General features: G+C 63.0%; 16 protein-coding genes and 1 pseudogene. 6 read left to right on the top strand and 11 right to left on the bottom strand.

What is annotated here, in order from left to right; genetic code table 11:
- The coding region (locus HU736_RS00005) for a type I secretion C-terminal target domain-containing protein (RefSeq protein WP_217862376.1) at window positions 1–2,092 on the top strand (2,092 nt) is incomplete at its 5' end.
- Between the two features lie 49 nt (window positions 2,093–2,141).
- Here the strand turns inward: HU736_RS00005 and HU736_RS00010 are convergent.
- Together HU736_RS00010 and HU736_RS00015 are read right to left on the bottom strand one after the other, a co-directional pair.
- Window positions 2,142–2,504, bottom strand: coding sequence for a YbaN family protein (locus HU736_RS00010; protein WP_103436582.1), 363 nt, complete (start codon window positions 2,502–2,504; stop codon window positions 2,142–2,144).
- A gap of 8 nt (window positions 2,505–2,512) precedes the next feature.
- Complete coding sequence (locus HU736_RS00015) at window positions 2,513–3,100, bottom strand: UPF0149 family protein (RefSeq protein ID WP_103436583.1); 588 nt, start codon at window positions 3,098–3,100, stop codon at window positions 2,513–2,515.
- Between the two features lie 246 nt (window positions 3,101–3,346).
- On the opposite strand from HU736_RS00015, the gene recQ reads away from it, so the two are divergent.
- Together recQ and HU736_RS00025 are read left to right on the top strand one after the other, a co-directional pair.
- Window positions 3,347–5,485, top strand: a complete 2,139-nt coding sequence (gene recQ / locus HU736_RS00020; RefSeq protein WP_186698549.1) for a DNA helicase RecQ — start codon at window positions 3,347–3,349, stop codon at window positions 5,483–5,485.
- Between the two features lie 148 nt (window positions 5,486–5,633).
- Window positions 5,634–6,071, top strand: coding sequence for a MarR family transcriptional regulator (locus HU736_RS00025; protein ID WP_101317654.1), 438 nt, complete (start codon window positions 5,634–5,636; stop codon window positions 6,069–6,071).
- 46 nt (window positions 6,072–6,117) lie between these two features.
- Here the strand turns inward: HU736_RS00025 and HU736_RS00030 are convergent, their stop codons facing one another.
- Entirely contained in the window at window positions 6,118–8,304 is a 2,187-nt protein-coding gene (locus tag HU736_RS00030) for a patatin-like phospholipase family protein (RefSeq protein ID WP_186698551.1), read from the bottom strand.
- Window positions 8,305–8,370: 66 nt separating this feature from the next.
- Between HU736_RS00030 and HU736_RS00035 the strand changes: the two genes are divergently transcribed.
- Window positions 8,371–8,652: an Rdx family protein gene (locus HU736_RS00035; RefSeq protein ID WP_103436586.1), complete on the top strand. Its 282-nt coding sequence runs from the start codon at window positions 8,371–8,373 to the stop codon at window positions 8,650–8,652.
- On the opposite strand, the gene HU736_RS00040 is transcribed toward HU736_RS00035, so the two are convergent.
- Window positions 8,653–9,543 carry a DMT family transporter gene (locus HU736_RS00040; RefSeq protein WP_186698553.1) on the bottom strand — a complete coding sequence of 297 codons (891 nt, stop codon included), beginning with the start codon at window positions 9,541–9,543 and terminating at the stop codon, window positions 8,653–8,655.
- Window positions 9,544–9,701: 158 nt separating this feature from the next.
- Window positions 9,702–10,013 (bottom strand): Mpo1-like protein, encoded by a 312-nt coding sequence (locus HU736_RS00045; RefSeq protein ID WP_186698555.1) that lies wholly within the window; start codon window positions 10,011–10,013, stop codon window positions 9,702–9,704.
- Between the two features lie 154 nt (window positions 10,014–10,167).
- On the opposite strand from HU736_RS00045, the gene HU736_RS00050 reads away from it, so the two are divergent.
- Entirely contained in the window at window positions 10,168–11,223 is a 1,056-nt protein-coding gene (locus tag HU736_RS00050; RefSeq protein WP_103436588.1) for an AraC family transcriptional regulator, read from the top strand.
- Here the strand turns inward: HU736_RS00050 and HU736_RS00055 are convergent.
- The gene (locus HU736_RS00055) at window positions 11,180–12,634 is read right to left on the bottom strand and encodes a TrkH family potassium uptake protein (protein WP_186698558.1); all 1,455 of its coding nucleotides are present in this window, start codon (window positions 12,632–12,634) and stop codon (window positions 11,180–11,182) included. The two genes, HU736_RS00050 and HU736_RS00055, sit on opposite strands and share 44 nt — an antisense overlap.
- Window positions 12,635–12,782: 148 nt before the next feature.
- Between HU736_RS00055 and HU736_RS00060 the strand changes: the two genes are divergently transcribed.
- Window positions 12,783–13,337, top strand: coding sequence for an NAD(P)H nitroreductase (locus tag HU736_RS00060; protein WP_103436590.1), 555 nt, complete (start codon window positions 12,783–12,785; stop codon window positions 13,335–13,337).
- 54 nt (window positions 13,338–13,391) lie between these two features.
- Here the strand turns inward: HU736_RS00060 and HU736_RS00065 are convergent, their stop codons facing one another.
- From HU736_RS00065 to HU736_RS00080, 5 genes and pseudogenes are all read right to left on the bottom strand, one after another.
- Window positions 13,392–14,726, bottom strand: a complete 1,335-nt coding sequence (locus HU736_RS00065) for a sensor histidine kinase (protein WP_103436591.1) — start codon at window positions 14,724–14,726, stop codon at window positions 13,392–13,394.
- A gap of 66 nt (window positions 14,727–14,792) precedes the next feature.
- Window positions 14,793–15,209 (bottom strand): Spy/CpxP family protein refolding chaperone, encoded by a 417-nt coding sequence (locus HU736_RS00070; RefSeq protein WP_101317672.1) that lies wholly within the window; start codon window positions 15,207–15,209, stop codon window positions 14,793–14,795.
- A gap of 173 nt (window positions 15,210–15,382) precedes the next feature.
- Window positions 15,383–16,060: a response regulator transcription factor gene (locus HU736_RS00075; protein ID WP_101317674.1), complete on the bottom strand. Its 678-nt coding sequence runs from the start codon at window positions 16,058–16,060 to the stop codon at window positions 15,383–15,385.
- Window positions 16,061–16,067: 7 nt separating this feature from the next.
- Window positions 16,068–16,151 (bottom strand): annotated as a pseudogene (locus HU736_RS22080) (translation initiation factor 2); the annotation flags it as partial.
- Window positions 16,152–16,269: 118 nt separating this feature from the next.
- Window positions 16,270–16,569 carry a YciI family protein gene (locus tag HU736_RS00080; RefSeq protein ID WP_186698560.1) on the bottom strand — a complete coding sequence of 100 codons (300 nt, stop codon included), beginning with the start codon at window positions 16,567–16,569 and terminating at the stop codon, window positions 16,270–16,272.
- Window position 16,570: the final 1 nt, after the last annotated feature.

Consider the following 16,570-nt stretch of genomic DNA (forward strand, 5'->3'; position numbering starts at 1 on the left):
GGGGAACGGGGTTTACCACTCGTACCCGAACAGCAATGCCCCAGAGGGCGCCACGGATACCTTCGTCTACACCATCCGTGATGCCGACGGTGACCAGAGCACCGCGACGGTCAGTATCAACGTGCTCAACTGCCAGATGGTGGCGACACCGGATCACGACGTCACCGTCTACGAAAACGCTCTGGACCTGAACAAGGACTGCCACGACCTGGCTCCGGGCACTGTGCTCGGCAGCCAGCCGGGATCGGCCGCTGAAACAGCCAGCGGCACCTTGGTTGGCGCCGTGAGCGGCGGCGTAGGCATCCTCACCTACAGCCTGGTCGGCAATGCCGAGGGCCATTTCGGCCAGATCCAGGTCAACGGCGATGGCTCTTACACCTACACCCTGACTTCGCCTGCCAGCATTTCGCTGCAGCAGGACGATGGCCCCACTATCGTCACCGAAACCTTCACCTATCAGGTCAAGGACTCGCTCGGCAACACCACCACCAGCAACATCGTCGTCAGCATTGTCGATGACGTGCCCCAAGCCCACTGTGACTTCGCCAATGTGGTCGAAGGCAGCAGCGTGACGGGCAACCTGCTGTGGAATGACGTGATCGGCGCCGACGTCTCTGCCGCTGGCCAGTATGTGATCGGGATCCGCGCCGGCAGCGACACCTCGACTTCTGCTGTGGGCCAAATCGGCACAGAAGTGCAAGGCGCCTATGGCTACGCAACGCTGGATGCCAACGGTAATGGCGTTTATCACGCCAACCCCAACAGCGTGTCACCGGCTGGAGCTACCGACACCTTCGTCTACACCATCCGTGACGCCGACGGTGATGAAAGCACTACGACGGTGACCTTCAACGTCCAGGACGCCAGCCAGGCGGGCTGCGCTGATGGAGCTGTTGGCGCTCGCTCGGCGGCCACTGACAAAGCGGTGCCGATCCGGTTCGACGTTGACGAACACAAAGCCACCGGCTCGCTCAAGGAGCTTGCTCGCAGCGCGTTCGCTGTCAACAGCGGCGCCATGACTTCCGCACTGGTGGTAGCCGGCTATATGGCGCAGATGGGCAACAGCCACGCCGGCGAGCAGGACGTGTACACGGTGGCCCTGCGCAAGGGTGAGACGCTCACCCTCGACCACGATCGCGCGCCGGGCAACTTGCTCATGGAATGGAAGGGCGCAGCTGGCAGCTATCACCCTGTGGCGGACGGCGGCAGCTTCACCGCCAGCCACGATGGCCTGTACAGCATCCAGCTGACCAGCCCTACCGACAGCACTGCCCCGGCGCAGGACAGCTTCAAGCTCAGCCTGCTGATCGATTCGAGCAATGTCCAAGGCCAGAGACACCCTGTCGGCCAGGCAGTTGGCAGTGACCCGGCAACTGGCACTGCAGACATCGTCTACCACGCAGACAGCACTGGCAGCGCGCTGACCGCCGATACGTTGTTGGCGGTGGAGGAGGGCAAAGGCGAGGCGGTGCTGGCAAGCAACCCAGGCAATGACCTGCTCGAAGGCGGCCACGGTATGGATACCGTCAGCTATGCCACAGCCAAGGCAGGCGTAGTGGTCGACCTCAATCTGGTGGGCCAGCAGGATACCGGCGGCGGTGGGCTGGACACCCTGGTCAGGATCGACAACCTGATCGGCTCGGACTACCACGACACTTTGATTGGCAGCGCCAATGACAACGTGCTGATTGGCGGTCGGGGTGATGACCTGCTGACCGGGGGCGGCGGCAACGACACCTTCGTCTGGCAGAAGGGTGACACCGGCCACGACACTGTGACTGACTTCACGCCAGGCGCTGATCATCTTGACCTGTCGCAATTGCTTCAGGGCGATGGTGGCGCGGCGGCTTCACTGGATGACTTCCTGCACTTCAAGGTCAGCGCAGCGGGAGGTACGGTGGTGTCGACCATCGAAGTCAGCAGCGTGGCCGGTGCGGCGCCGAGTCAGACCATCGACCTGGCCGGCGTCGACCTTGCCCAGCACTATGGCGTAACGGCGGGGGCGGGTGGTCTGATTGCATCCGGGCATGACACCGCAACCATCATCAACGGCATGCTCAACGATCACTCGTTGAAGGTGGATACCGTCTAAGGCTAGGTAGGGTAGGGCAGTGCCCGCCTGGCGCTGCCCAAGGGCTGGGTCAACTGCGGCGCAGGGTCTTCTGCTTGAGGATGTACAGGCTCACCAGCACCGCGCTGGTGAGCATGAATAGCCGCGCCCAGAACAACGGCACCAGATAGCAGGACAAACCGATACTGGCCCACATCAGGCCAATGGCGTAGACCTTGCCCTTGAGCGGGATCCCCTCACCACCGAGGTAGTCGCGAATCCACGGCCCCAGCTGCGGGTGATTCACCAGCCAGGCGTGGAAGCGCGGCGAGCTGCGGGCGAAGCAGGCGGCCGCCAGCAGCAGAAAGGGGGTGGTCGGCAATACCGGCAGGAAAATCCCCAATACCCCCAGCGCAACGCTGAGCCAGCCAACGGCCAGCAACAGGTAGCGCATGACTGCTGTCAGTGATGGCGCGGCTTGAGCAGGGCTGGCTTTTCTTCCGGAGCGTGTAGCAGCAGGTACAGCGCGGTCAGGGCTTCCGGAATCTGCACGATCATGTCGTCCTGCAGGTTGGCGTCCTTGGCGATGTCTTCAAACTCTGGCTGCTCATCGAACAGACCCGAACCGACCATGATCGGCAGCAGCATTTCGCTGACTTCTTCTTCGGCGTTCTCGAACCAGGCTTCTTCACGCAGGAACACGCCTTCCATGAAGCCGATGCACCAGCCGCGCAGATCGGAGTCGTCCGGGTCTTCACCCAGGTCGAGGTCGCACGGCAGCTCGAACTCTTCGTCACTGGCCAGCTGACGGCTGATGTGGGCTTTGAGGGCGACCAACGTGGCTTCGATTTCGACGCGCTGGGCGTCGCTGCTGTACTTGGGCTCTTCGGCAAACAGCGCGTCGATCCATTCGCGGTCAGGAACGACCTCGGAAGTGATCGAAAGCGCGGTCAGGTAGCCGTGGGCGGCGACGTAATCCAGCGCTTCTTCGTGCAGCTCGTCGGCATCGAGGAAGACTTGCAGGCGGGTCAGTTGCTCGGCGAAGGACATTACGGGGCTACCTTGAAGAATAAACGATAACGAATTCTAGCACCTTGCTGCGATCACGGGGCAAAGGGAACGTCTGTCACCGTAGCGTCCTTTAGCACTCGTCGCTGGGGTATAATCCGCGGTTTTCAGCCGGGCACAGTGTTTGTGCGGCCCTTGGCAAAAGCTGCTTACGCATTCGCGCGTGTGCCGGACGAGTTTATCGTCCAGCCTGTGTTCGGGAATGATACGGCGATTTCGGAGTTTGCAATGCTCGAACAGGCTCAGCGCGTCCTCAAGGACATCTTCGGCTACGACAGTTTCCGGGGGCGCCAGGCAGCGATCATCGAATGTGTGGCCAATGGCGGCGATGCCTTGGTACTGATGCCTACCGGCGGCGGCAAGTCGCTGTGCTTCCAGGTCCCTGGCTTGTTGCGGCCCGGCTTGACTGTGGTGGTATCGCCACTGATCGCCTTGATGGACGATCAGGTTGCCACCCTCGACGAACTCGGCGTGGCCGCGGCAGCCCTCAATTCGACCCTGAGTGCAGAGCAGCAACGCGAGCTGGCCGGGCGCTTGCGCCGCGGCGAGGTGAAGATGCTCTACCTCGCGCCTGAGCGCTTGGTGCAACCACGCATGCTCGAGTTCCTGCAGGGCCTCGACGTATCGCTGTTCGCCATCGACGAAGCGCACTGCGTGTCGCAGTGGGGCCATGACTTCCGGCCTGAGTACCTGCAATTGGGCCAGCTGGCCGAACAGTTTCCGCATGTGCCACGCATCGCCCTGACCGCCACCGCCGACATGCGCACCCGCGAAGAGATCGTCCAGCGTCTGCACCTGCAGGGCGCCGAGCGCTTTCTGTCGAGCTTCGACCGACCGAATATCTTTTACCGCATCGTGCCCAAGGAAGCGCCGCGCAAACAGCTGATGGCGTTTCTTGGCGAGCGCCGCGGCAACGCCGGGATTGTCTACTGCCTGTCACGCAAAAAGGTTGACGAGACTGCAGCGTTTCTCTGCGAACAGGGCTTTCCGGCACTGTCCTACCATGCCGGCCTGGCCGCCGACACCCGTGCCAGCAACCAGCGCCGCTTCCTCAACGAGGAAGGCCTGATCATGGTTGCGACCATTGCATTTGGCATGGGCATCGACAAACCCAACGTGCGCTTCGTTGCCCACCTCGACTTGCCCAAGTCGCTCGAGGCGTATTACCAGGAGACCGGTCGTGCCGGTCGTGACGGCTTGCCCGCCGACGCCTGGATGGCCTACGGCCTGCAAGACATGGTCATGCTCAAGCAGATGTTGCAGAACTCCGAAGGTGACGAGCGTCACAAGCGGGTCGAGCAGCACAAACTCGACGCCATGCTGGCCCTGTGTGAAGAAACCCGCTGCCGCCGACAGTCGCTGCTGGCCTACTTCGACGAAGTCCTCGAACAGCCCTGCGGTCACTGTGACAACTGCGTAGACCAGGTGCAGACCTGGGACGCAACCGAGCCTGCGCGTCAGGCCCTGTCGGCGGTGTTTCGAACCGGTCAGCGCTACGGCGTTGGTCATCTGGTCGATGTGCTGCTGGGCAAGGACAACGAGAAGATCCGCAGCTTTGGTCACGAGAAGCTCTCGGTCTACGGCGTCGGCAAGTCCCTGAGTGAACATGAGTGGCGCTCGCTGTTCCGCCAGCTGGTCGCACGTGGCCTGGTCGATATCGACCTCGAAGGCTACGGCGGCCTGCGCCTGTCCGACAGCTGCCGGCCATTGCTGCGTGGCGAGGTCAACCTGCAGCTGCGTCGCGACCTCAAACCACAGACCAGCACCAAGAGCTCCAGCGGTGGCAGCCCGGCCAGCCAGTTGGTGCGTGGCGAAGAGCGCGAGATGTGGGAAGCCTTGCGCACCCTGCGGCGCAAGCTGGCTGAAGAGCACAGCGTACCGCCTTACGTCATCTTCCCCGATTCGACCTTGCTGGAAATGCTTCGCAGTCAGCCTGCAAGCCTTGCCGACATGGGCCAGGTCAGTGGTGTCGGCGCGCGCAAACTGGAGCGCTATGGCCAGGCGTTTCTCGAGGTGCTCAACGGCGGCGAGAGCACGCAGGCGCCCAAGGTGGTGCTTGACCTGCGCCACGAACTGGTAAGCCTGGCGCGGGCGGGCATGACGCCGATGCAGATTGCCGGCCAGCTCAACTGCAGCGAAAAGAATGTCTACAGCCTGTTGGCCGAGGCGCTCGGCCGTCAGGAACTGAGCCTGGACCAGGCGCTGGACTTGCCCGAAGACCTGATGATGGAAGTGCAGGATGCCTTCCTTGATGGCGAGGGCGAGCTACCGCCGGTGGCGGCGATCGCAGCGCAATTCGCCCAGCGCGTGCCGGAGGGTGTGCTGTATTGCATCCGCGCTGCGCTGGCGGCAGAGTTTGAGCTGTAACCAGGCGCGATGCCGCTGGGCGCGGCATCTGGCTGATCCTTGTCATATTTTTTGATGATTATCGGACATTTCCGTGGCGTCCAGCCTTGCCTGGAGCGCAAGGCCATGATTAGCTGGCTAATAATTAGTTCTATCCATCGAGTTGTTTATGCCGCTTACCGACAATCAACACCGCTTTGGCATGCAACTGGCCCAGATGTCCCGGGGCTGGCGCGCTGAACTGGATCGCCGACTGGCCGGGCTGAATCTGTCTCAGGCTCGCTGGTTGGTGCTGTTGCACCTCGCTCGCTTCGCCGAAGCTCCGACCCAGCGTGAACTGGCGCAGAGCGTGGGCGTTGAAGGCCCAACGCTGGCGCGCCTGCTCGATAGCCTGGAAACCCAGGGTCTGGTGCGCCGCCAGGCGGTGCTGGAAGATCGTCGTGCCAAAAAGATTCTGCTTTGCCCACCCGCCAAGCCGCTAATTGAGCAAATCGAAACCATCGCCAACCAGCTGCGTACCGAACTGTTCAGCGGGGTAGACGAGGCTGACCTGGATATCTGCATGCGGGTCCACGCGAAGATTCTCGGTAACCTGGAAAAATCCTGAGGCGACGCCAGGGCTGCCATGCAGAGGCTGCCCTGGCCGCGTTCAATCAGAACGTGTGGCCCAGATTGAGATATACCGCTTTCTGCTGCTCGCTGTTGGCCCCATAACTGAGGTTCAACGGCCCTAGCGGCGTCTCCAACCCTAAAAATATGCTCGCGGCGTTGATGTAGCCACTGTCGAAGTCATTGTCGTTGTTCCAGGCCCGGCCGCGTTCGAGCGAGCCGCCGATGTACAGCGGGAAGTCCAGCGGCAGGTAGGCGCGTGGCGTCAGGCGCCGGTAATAGACCATCCGCATCAGGCTGACGTTCTGCCCCGACACCGAGTCCTGACGGAAGCCCGACAGCTGCCGGGCGCCACCGAGCACGAAGCTCGAAGTGACCACGTCGGCGTCGTTCAGCGTGCGTCCGTAGCGCCCGCCAAGCACCAGCGTATCGGCGCCGCTGCTGAGTGCCTTGTCCACGTTCAGCTCCCACTGGCGATAGTTGCTGTCCGAATCCAGCGACTTGTCGTAGTTGCGCAGGGTCAGGCTGATGTCTTCGCCACTGTGCGGGAAGTACACGTTGTCCAGCGTATCGAACGAGTACTTGAGCTCGTAGAAACCTTCGTTGAAGCTGACCGAGGGCAGGTCCTGATCACCAATGCGAACGTCGGCTTTGCCCCAGGCCTTGCCCACGCCTGCACGCACCTCGCCATAGGTACCGATCTGGCGGCCGAGGTTGATGCCGAAACCATACCTTTGCAGGCGGTATTCGGCGACCGGGTCATTTTCCAGTGTCGCTTCGATGTTCTGCGAACCCAGATCCAGATACGGCGCGACGAAATACCGCGAACCGATGTCCAGCGGCTGATAGAACTCGCTGTACAGCTCTTGCTGATCGCCGATCTGCGCACGCGTCAGCCATTCACCGCCCAGCCGATTGATGCCATTGATGCGGTAGCTGGCGCCGAGGTTGAAGGCGCTGTCGCCGCGCATGTCGTCCGACAGGTTGAGGCCCAGGCGTAGGTAGTCGGTACCGCCGCGTTTGCCGCTGGCCTTGATCACCAGGGTGTTGTTGTCGCCCCTGTGCACCACGCGGTACTGCACACCGTCAAAGTAATCCAGGCCATACAGGGTACCCATGTCGGTCTGCAGACGCTCCAGCTCCAGTGGCTCGCCAATCGGCTGGCGAACGTAGTAGCGGATCACGTCGTCGCTGACCTTCGAATCATTCTCGACTTTGATTGCGGTAATCACCGGGGTGCGCTGGCGCGGCGAGCGGGCGATGGCAAGCTGAGCATCGCCCTCAGCCTGGCGCAGTGTAGCCAGCCGGGCATCAAGAGCACGGGTGGCGCGGTAGCCGGACTCGATCATCTCGGCGGTGCGGCCGAAGTCAGTGACGCCGAATGCCGCCAAGGGCGGCTGAATCAGGATGTCATCGCGGTGCAGGTTGGCCAGTTGCTCTTCGGAGTTTCGCCGGGTCATCAGGGTGATCGACTGGTTGAGCACATCCACTACCGTGTTCAGTTGCTTGCGGTCGCGCAACGGAGTACCGATGTCGACCACAATGGCCAGATCGACGCCCATCTCGCGGGCGACATCCAGCGGGATGTTGTCGACCATGCCGCCGTCGACCAGCAAGCGCCCATCCATCTCGACTGGGGCGAACACCGCCGGGATCGACATGCTGGCGCGGATCACCTGCGGCAGGTGGCCACGGCGGAACACCACTTTTTCGCCACTGGCGATATCGGTTGCAACGGCGCGGAAGGGGATCGGCAGTTTGTCGAAGTCGCGGGTATCAGCGGTGTGGGCCAATTTGCTTTCCAGCAGCAGGGCGAGGTTCTGACCCTGGATCACCCCCAGCGGCAGGCCCAGGCTGCCATCGTCGCGAAAGCTCAGCTTCTGCTTGACCAGAAAATCGCGATCATCCTGCTTGCGCCGGAACGGCACGTCCTTGCGCGGTGGCGCATCGGACAGCGCCTGCTGCCAGTCGAGTGTGGTGGCGAGTTTTTCCAGCTCTTCGACGCTGTAGCCCGAGGCATACAGGCCGCCAATGACCGCCCCCATGCTGGTGCCGGCAATGGCATCGACGCGCACGCCTTGCTCTTCCAGCGCCTTGAGCACGCCGATGTGCGCCAGGCCCCTGGCTGCGCCGCCAGACAGCACCAGGCCGACCTTGGGTCGGGTGTTTTCGGCTGCTGTGATCGGCAAACAGGTAAGCAGCAGCATCAGGCACAACAGCAAGCGGTGCATCGTCCAGTCTCAAGCAGAGGGAAAGGCCGCTAGTATAAGCGGCCCCCACTCTGGAGATAGTTGATCATGTCTGCGAGCAAGCCCGAAATAGTCATCAATTATTGCACTCAGTGCCAATGGCTGCTGCGCGCCGCCTGGCTGGCGCAGGAGTTGCTCAGTACCTTTGCCGACGATCTGGCCCGAGTCGCGCTGGAGCCAGGCACCGGTGGCGTGTTCCGGGTCACCTGCAACGGTGTGCAGATCTGGGAGCGCAAGGCGGATGGCGGCTTCCCTGAGGCCAAGCAGCTCAAGCAGCGCGTACGCGATCAAATCGACCCGCAGCGCGACCTCGGCCACAACGATCGCTGATCAGCTGTTCTGGGTTGCAGGCTTGGCGGCGCTGGCCGGCTCGCTGGCCAGGCGGCTGGAGAGGATGATCGCCAGCACGATCAAGGCGCCGCCGGCGAGCATGGTCAGCGAAGGCCGCTCGGCGAATAGCGCCCAGGCCACGGCGATGCCATAGACCGGCTCCATGCCGAACACCACGGCGGCGGTGCGCGCCTTGATCACCGCCAGCGCAGCGACGAACAGGCTGTGCGCAATGCCGGTACAGAACACCCCAAGCAGGCCGATCCAGAGCCAGTCGACAGCGCGAACGTCGGCCAGGCCCGGCGCTGCGAACGGCAGCAGGCACAGCGCTACCACCAGATTCTGCCAGAGCGCTGCCTGCGCCGCCGGCAAGCGCGCCCCGCCTGCGCGGTTGGTGAGCGACAGCAGCGAGAACAGCAACCCCGACAGCAATGCCCAGAGCAGGCCACTGGTGGCCTCGCTGGCCAGGTCAAAGGCGGGCGTGACGAGGATCAGGCCGATGCTCACCAGCACGACCAGCATCAGCTCATTGCGACGGATACGCTCGCGAAACAACAGCCCTTCAAGGATCACCGTGAACGCCGGGAAGCTGGCAAAGCCCAGGGTGGCGATGGCCACGCCGGCAACCTTGACCGCGATGAAAAAACTCACCCAATGGCCGGCCAGCAACACGCCGCCAAGCAGCAGACGGCGCATATCAGCGCCTTTGAGTGGTTGCCAGGTCTGACGCATGAACTGGGCAAACAGACCCAGCGCCAGTACTGCGAAGGCGGCACGGCCAAAAACAATGATGGCCGGGCTGGCCGAGACAGCGAGCTTGCCGAAGACACCGGTCAGACCAAACAGCAGCGCGCCGATGTGCAGAGCGCCGAGGGCGGTGCGGGGTGTCATGGGAGTCCTCTGTGCGGACCGCTGGCGATAGGTACGAGGCGTGGCGCAGCGGTGGCTGATGCCAGGTGCGAGCCAGTTTAAGCGCAGGCGGGGGCGCTGTCTGTGGCAAATTTGCCCATCTCCGTGCCGCGCATCACCGGGTACCCAGCCCTGGCGCCTTACAAGCTGACCTTGCCCAGCAGGATGTCACGGAACATCGCGAAGTCGCCGATCAGGCTATACCACGGATGATCGAACGTCGCCGGGCGATTCTTCTCGAAGACAAAATGCCCGATCCAGGCAAAGCCATAGCCGGCAACCGGGATCAACAACAGCAACAACCATTTGCCACTGGCAATGGTGTAGGCGAGCAGTGCTATCACCAGGCTGGTGCCGACGAAGTGCAGCCGCCGGCAGGTGGGGTTGCTGTGCTCGCCGAGGTAGAAGGGGTAGAACTCGGCAAAACTGCGAAACTGCGCTGTGCGGTCCATTATTTCGCTCCCTGAGCAACTGCTTATGGCGTGGGTACACGGCGTGGAGCCTGATTAGAGTCTAGAGTCATAGGCAAAGCGAGCCAGTGACAATAAGCGCCAATTGAGTATCCTTGGCATTCACCGCAGGAGCGGTCAGCACAAGAAGCCGGTTATGAGTGAAAGAACCACATCCGCCAGCTGGGCATCCGGCATCGTCAAGGCCCTCGAGCTGGAAGGCCTCGACTGCCGGGCCATGTTCAAGGAACTCGGCCTGGACTTCGCTGCGCTGGATGACCCGGACGCGCGCTTCCCGCAGGATTCGATGACCCGCCTGTGGCAACTGGCGGTCGAGCTGTCGGGTAACCAGGCGATCGGCTTGAACATGGCGCGGGTGGTGCGCCCGGCATCGTTTCATGTGGTCGGTTATGCGCTGATGTCCAGCCGTACCCTGGCCGAGGGCTTCGAGCGGCTGGTGCGCTACCAGCGGATCATCGCCGAAAGCTCGGACCTGAGCTTTCGCCTCGGGCCTGAGGGGTACTCGCTGGTGCTGACCGTGCACGGCGACCACCTGCCGCCAACCCGCCATAGTGCCGAAGCCTCGCTGGCGTGCGCGCTGGCGTTGAGCAAATGGTTGAGCGGGCGACCGATCCAGCCGCGGCGCGTGCTTATCCAAGGGCCACAGCCTGACGACATCGAGCCTTACAAGGTGGCCTTTCACTCGCCGCTGGTATTTGGCGCTGCACAAGACGCGCTGCTGTTCGAGCGGGCTGATATGGAAGCGCCGCTGCCCACTGCCAATGAAGCCATGGCGGTGTTGCATGACCGCTTTGCCGGCGAATATCTGGCACGCTTCTCGGAAAGCCGCGTCACCCATCGGGTGCGTCAGGTGTTGTGCCGGATCCTGCCCCAGGGCGAGCCCAAGCGCGAAACCGTGGCGCAGGCGCTGCATATGTCTCAGCGCACCCTGCAGCGGCGTTTGCAGGAGGAGGGCACCAGTTTCCAGACGCTGCTTGACGACACCCGTCGCGAGTTGGCCGAGCAGTACCTGGCCCAATCAGGCATGACCCTGCTCGAAACCGCCTACTTGCTGGGCTTTTCCGACCCGAGCAATTTCTACCGGGCATTTCGCCGTTGGTTCGACGCCACCCCCAGCGAATACCGCTCGCGGCTGGGCGCCGAGGCGGTCAGTGACGCCAGAACGCCGGCATACATAGAACCAGCACGGTGATGATTTCCAGTCGGCCGAGCAGCATGCCGCCGGCCAGGATCCACTTGGCGGCATCCGGTAAAGTGGCGTAGTTGCCCGCTGGGCCAATCACTTCGCCCAGGCCCGGGCCTACGCCGGACACTGTGCCCGCGGCGCCGGTCAGCGCTGTCATCCAGTCCACCCCCAGCAGCGACAGCAGCAGGGCGATTACGCAGATGGTGATGGCGAAGAAGAACGAGAAAGTCAGAATCGAGCGGACGATCTCCTCATCCAGGCGATGGCCGTTGTACTTCTGCTTGATCACCGCGCGCGGGTGGATCAACTGATTGAGGCTGGCCTTGAGCAGGATGTAGGCGACCTGAAAGCGGAAAATCTTGATCCCGCCGGCCGTCGAGCCGGAGCAGCCACCGATAAAGCCCAGATAGAAAAACAGCATCAGCGAGAAGTTGCCCCACAGGCTGTAGTCGCCCAAGGCGAAACCGGTGGTGGTAACGATCGAGGTGACGTTCAGCGCGACGTGGCGCAGGGCATCCAGCCAGTGCAGTTCGGTGGTTGCCCAGTACCAGGTGCCAAGTACCAGCCAGGTGATCACCAGCAGGCCCAGCAAGCCCTGCACCTGTTGATCCTTGAACAGCGCTCTGCGATTGCCGCGCAGCGTCGCCACATACAGCGTGAACGGCAGGCTGCCGAAGATCATCACCACCACCGCGACCCAGTGCACGGCCGGGATGTCCCACTTGGCCAGCGACAGATCCGACGTGGAAAAACCGCCGGTGGAGATCGCCGACATGGCGTGGTTGATCGCATCGAACAGGCTCATGCCCGCCCACCAGAACGCCAGGCTGCCGAGGAAGGTAATGCCGACGTACACCAGCACGATCGACTTGGCGACCATATGCGAGCGCGGCATGACCTTCTCCGAGCGGTCCGAAGACTCGGTCTGGAACAGGCGCATGCCACCAATGCGCAGCAACGGCAAGATCGCCACCGCCATGGCGATAAAGCCGATACCACCCAGCCAGTGCAGCATCGAGCGCCACATGAGAATGCCAGGAGACATGGTGTCCAGCCCGCTCAACACCGTCGCACCGGTGGCGGTAATCCCCGACATGCTCTCGAAAAAGGCGTTGGTATAGCTGATGTGCTGAGTCAACAGGAACGGCAAGGCCGCGAACACGCAGACGATCAGCCAACTGCTCACGGTGAGCAGGTACATGTCCCGTGGGCGCAGGTGCACGTGCTCGGGGCGGCCGGGGATGATCAGCGCCAGGCCGGCGATGAAGGTGATCAGGCTCGACCAGAGAAACGACGGCATGTCGCCGGTGCGCTCGAACACCAGCAGGGTGGCCATCGGCACGACCATGCTGACCGCCAGGGTGATCAGGAAGATGCCGATGATGAAACCAATGATTCTTAAGGTCGGCAACGCCATGTGATCTGCTCTGACTCGAATCGGAAAGGGCGCCATTCTACCTGTGGGGCTGGTTAAGTAAACGCCCTTGGCAGATGCAGCGGTGCTGCCATGGCAGGCGTCGATAGTGCAGAATGGCAGCACTTTCTATCTGCCAGGAGGGTAGCCGATGGAGGCTCTCGACGCATTGCTCAACCGTGTATCCGTGCCACGCCTGACCGAGCCGGCGCCCAATGCGGCGCAACGCGAGGGGTTGTTCCAGGCGGCGTTGCGCGCGCCGGACCACGGCCAGCTGCGCCCATGGCGCTTTCTGACTATCGAGGGCGAGGGGCTGGCAAAGCTCGGTGAGCTGTTTGCCGAAGCGCTGGCCAACAAAGGCGACGCCAGCCAGGCTGCACTGGACAAGGCGCGCGCCATGCCGCTGCGCGCGCCGCTGCTGATCGTGGTCATCGCGCGTCTGCAGGATCACTTCAAGGTGCCCAAGTCCGAGCAGCGGCTGGCCGCCGGTTGCGCTGCACACGGCATCCTCATCGCCGCCCATGCACAAGGTATCGGCGCTGTCTGGCGTACCGGCGAGATGGCTTTCGACGCCCATGTTCACCAAGGCCTGGGGCTTGAGCCGACCGAGGAGTTGATTGGCTACTTGTACCTCGGAACGCCGCTCAACGAGCCACGCACCGCGCCTGTGCTGGACACGGCCGACTTCGTCCGCGCCTGGGGCTGAGTTGTGCAAGGGGCGCCCTGCGCCCCGTCGCTTTCTGTGTAAAGGAGCGCTCGATCAACTGCCAACAACGGCCGTGATCGGCAACTCCAGACGAGCAACGAAGCCTCCTTGGGCATGGTTGCTCAGGATCAGGCTGCCACCATGCCGTTCGGCTGCACGCCGGGCTATCGCCAGACCAAGCCCATGACCGGCGGAGTCCTGTCCCGGTGCACGGAAGAACGGCTCGCCGAGTTGAGCAAGATACTCCGGCGCAACCCCTGGACCATGATCACGCACAGTTATCAGCACCCTCTGCTGCTCAAGCCTGGCGCTGATCTCGATCGGTTTGCCGCTGGGATTGAAGCGCAATGCGTTGCGCACCAGGTTATCCACGGCGCGCTCGACCAGCGTCGGCCAGCCCTGCAAGGTCAGCCCGGGCGCGGCTTCCAAGCGAATCTCCTGCTCCGGCGCACTCAGCTGCGCGTCCTTGCGCACACTGCCCAGCAGAGCGTTGACGTCGATCGGCTCAACCAACGCCTGCTCGGCATCGACTCGGGCCAGGGCCAGAATCTCGCTGATCAGGTCTTCCAGCCGGTCGCATTCGCGGGTCAGGCGCGGCCACAGAGCTTGGCGCTGCTCGGGTTCCGCGCGTTCGGCCAGCGCCAGGGCGATACGCAGGCGCGCCAGCGGTGAGCGCAGCTCGTGCGAGACGTCGCGCAGCAACTGGCGCTGGCTGCCGATCAAACTCTGCAGGCGCGCGCCCATCTTGTTGAAGTCGGTCGCCAGTACGCCGAACTCGTCACGCCGGGCCGCCAGTTGGGCCAGGCTGTTCTGCTGGTAGCTGGTCTGGCCAAGGTCATGCACGGCGCCGCGCAGGCGGCTCAGCGGGCGGGTAATCGACAGCGTCACCAACAGGCTGAACAAGGTCAGCACCACCAGGGCGATGCCGAGCGCGCTGAGTGGCCAGAGCAGGCTTTCGCGGTGCCAGGCATCCAGCTCCGGGTGCGGGATGCGGTAGATCAGCAGGTAGGTCTCGCCGCTGCTGGGGCTGGTGTATTCCTCGGTCAATCGGCGCCACGGCAAGCGCCGCTGGTCATTGTGCTGGCGCGCTTCAAAATCAGCCGCACGGCGCGGGAAGGTGCCCGGCACCACCGCATCGCCGGCGTCGTTGAGTACTTGCACATCGACCTTGTAGCGCTGCTTGCGCCGTTCCAGAAAGCGCTGGGCCGAGGCCACGCCGTCTTGTTCATAGTGCTGTGCCCAGCCGCTGGCCAGGGTATTCAGGCCTGGGTGACGGCTGAGGATCCAGTTGTCCTGGTTGAGCATATGGCCAAGCAGGATCGACAACCCTGCGACCAGGGCGATGGCTAGCCAGAAACTGGCCAGGATGCGCCAGAACAATGAACGCAAGACGAGACCTCCACAAACGAGAAAAGCCCGGCCCGCTTCTGAGCGGGCCGGGCAGTGGGTTACAGCTTACTGAGCCTTGCCGGCTTTTTCAGCTTTCCAGGCCTGGAATTCCTTCCATTCAGCCTTGCGTGCAGCGCGTTCTTTCTGCTGCGCGTCGAACATCTTCTGTTGCTCGGGCTTGAGCAGGCCGCGGATCTCGCTGTCGGTCTTGTCGTGACGGGCCTTGAGCTCGTCCTGCATGGCTTTTTTATCGGCCGCCGGCAGTTTGTCCAGGTAGCGCTTGGTAATCTCGCGCTGGGCTTTCATGCCGTCGCCCTTGAGCTTGCCGATCTGCTGGCGTTGCTCCGGAGTCAGGTCGAGCTGGGCGTAAGGCGCATTGCCGCGGTGATGCGGGCCGTCGTGACGTGGACCGCCGTCTGGCATGGCCATGGCTACGGTTGGCAGGGCAGCGGCGAACATCAGAGCGATCAGGGTCTTGCGCATGGTGTTTCTCCTCTCATGGGCCGGTTGTTACCGGATGAGCCCAGTTTAGGGAGATCAAGGTCAGGCGCAGTCAGGTCAAGGTAAAGGCAAGGTAAAGAGGTTGCAGGGCGTTGCGGCTCTCTAGAGCGAAAGGCAAACCGCGTGGCGCGGCTTGCCTGTGTCTGCTGCTGGGCTCAGAGGCTGTAGTAATAGCCACGGCTGCGCAGGGCGACGATGCGCGGGCGGCCGTCGGGGTGGGGCCCAACTTTACGGCGCAGGTTGCTGACGTGCATGTCCAGGCTGCGGTCATACAGCGTCAGTTTACGGCCAAGGCTGATCTGGGCCAGCTCCTGTTTGTCCAGCGGCTCGCCAGGCTGGCGCAGCAGCGCCTCGAGGATGCGGCTCTCGGACAAGGTCAAGGTCATCTCGCGACCTTCGACGCTGACCACGCCACGGGCCGGGCTGAACGCCAGGTCGCCGATTTCGACCTGGCTGCTCGGCGCTGCCGGGTGGCTGCGGCGCAATACGGCGCGCAGGCGGGCGGTCAGCTCGCGGGGGTCGCAGGGTTTGGCCAGGTAATCGTCGGCGCCCAGTTCCAGGCCGAGGATCCGGTCCAATGGCTCGCCACGTGCCGAGAGCATCAGCACCGGCAGTTCGGCGTGCTCGCTGCGCAGCTGCTTGAGCAGCTCAAGGCCGCTGCCATCAGGCAGCATCACGTCCAGCACCACGGCCGCCGGCGCGCATTCGGCCAGCGCCTGACGCGCACTGCGGCCATCATGGCAAGCCCGCACTACAAAACCTTCCTGGGTCAGCCAGCTGCAAAGCAGCTCGCAGAGCTCTTGGTCATCATCAATCAGTAACAGCTCGCTCATGACTCACTCAATTCAACCATTGACGGCGTCTTCTGTGTCCGCCAGTGGCAAAGATACCGCAGACTACCGAGAACAGTGCAACGTCTGCGCCAATTACGCAGCGCATTTGTCGGTTCGGGGTGTTGACTGAGGGGGTATCGGCCGCTCGTCGGATTAGATGAGAGCGATTGGATGCCGGCCCTGCAGGCAGGGCCGACAGGTGCAGCGGATTATGGCATGACCTGTTTGAACGGCTTGATCACCACCTTCTCATATACGCCTGCAGCCACGTACGGGTCGGCATCGGCCCAGTCTTGCGCTGCAGCCAGGCTGTCGAACTCGGCGACGATCAGGCTACCGGTAAAGCCGGCAACGCCCGGGTCATTGCTGTCGATGGCCGGGTGCGGCCCAGCCAGGACCACGCGGCCTTCGCCTTGCAGCTGCTGCAGGCGCTCGATATGCGCAGGGCGCGCGGCCAGGCGTTTGTCCAGAGAGTTGGCGACGTCGCTGGAGATGATGGCGTAGAGCATG

Source organism: Pseudomonas shirazensis (assembly GCF_014268785.2).
Lineage (GTDB): Bacteria > Pseudomonadota > Gammaproteobacteria > Pseudomonadales > Pseudomonadaceae > Aquipseudomonas > Aquipseudomonas shirazensis.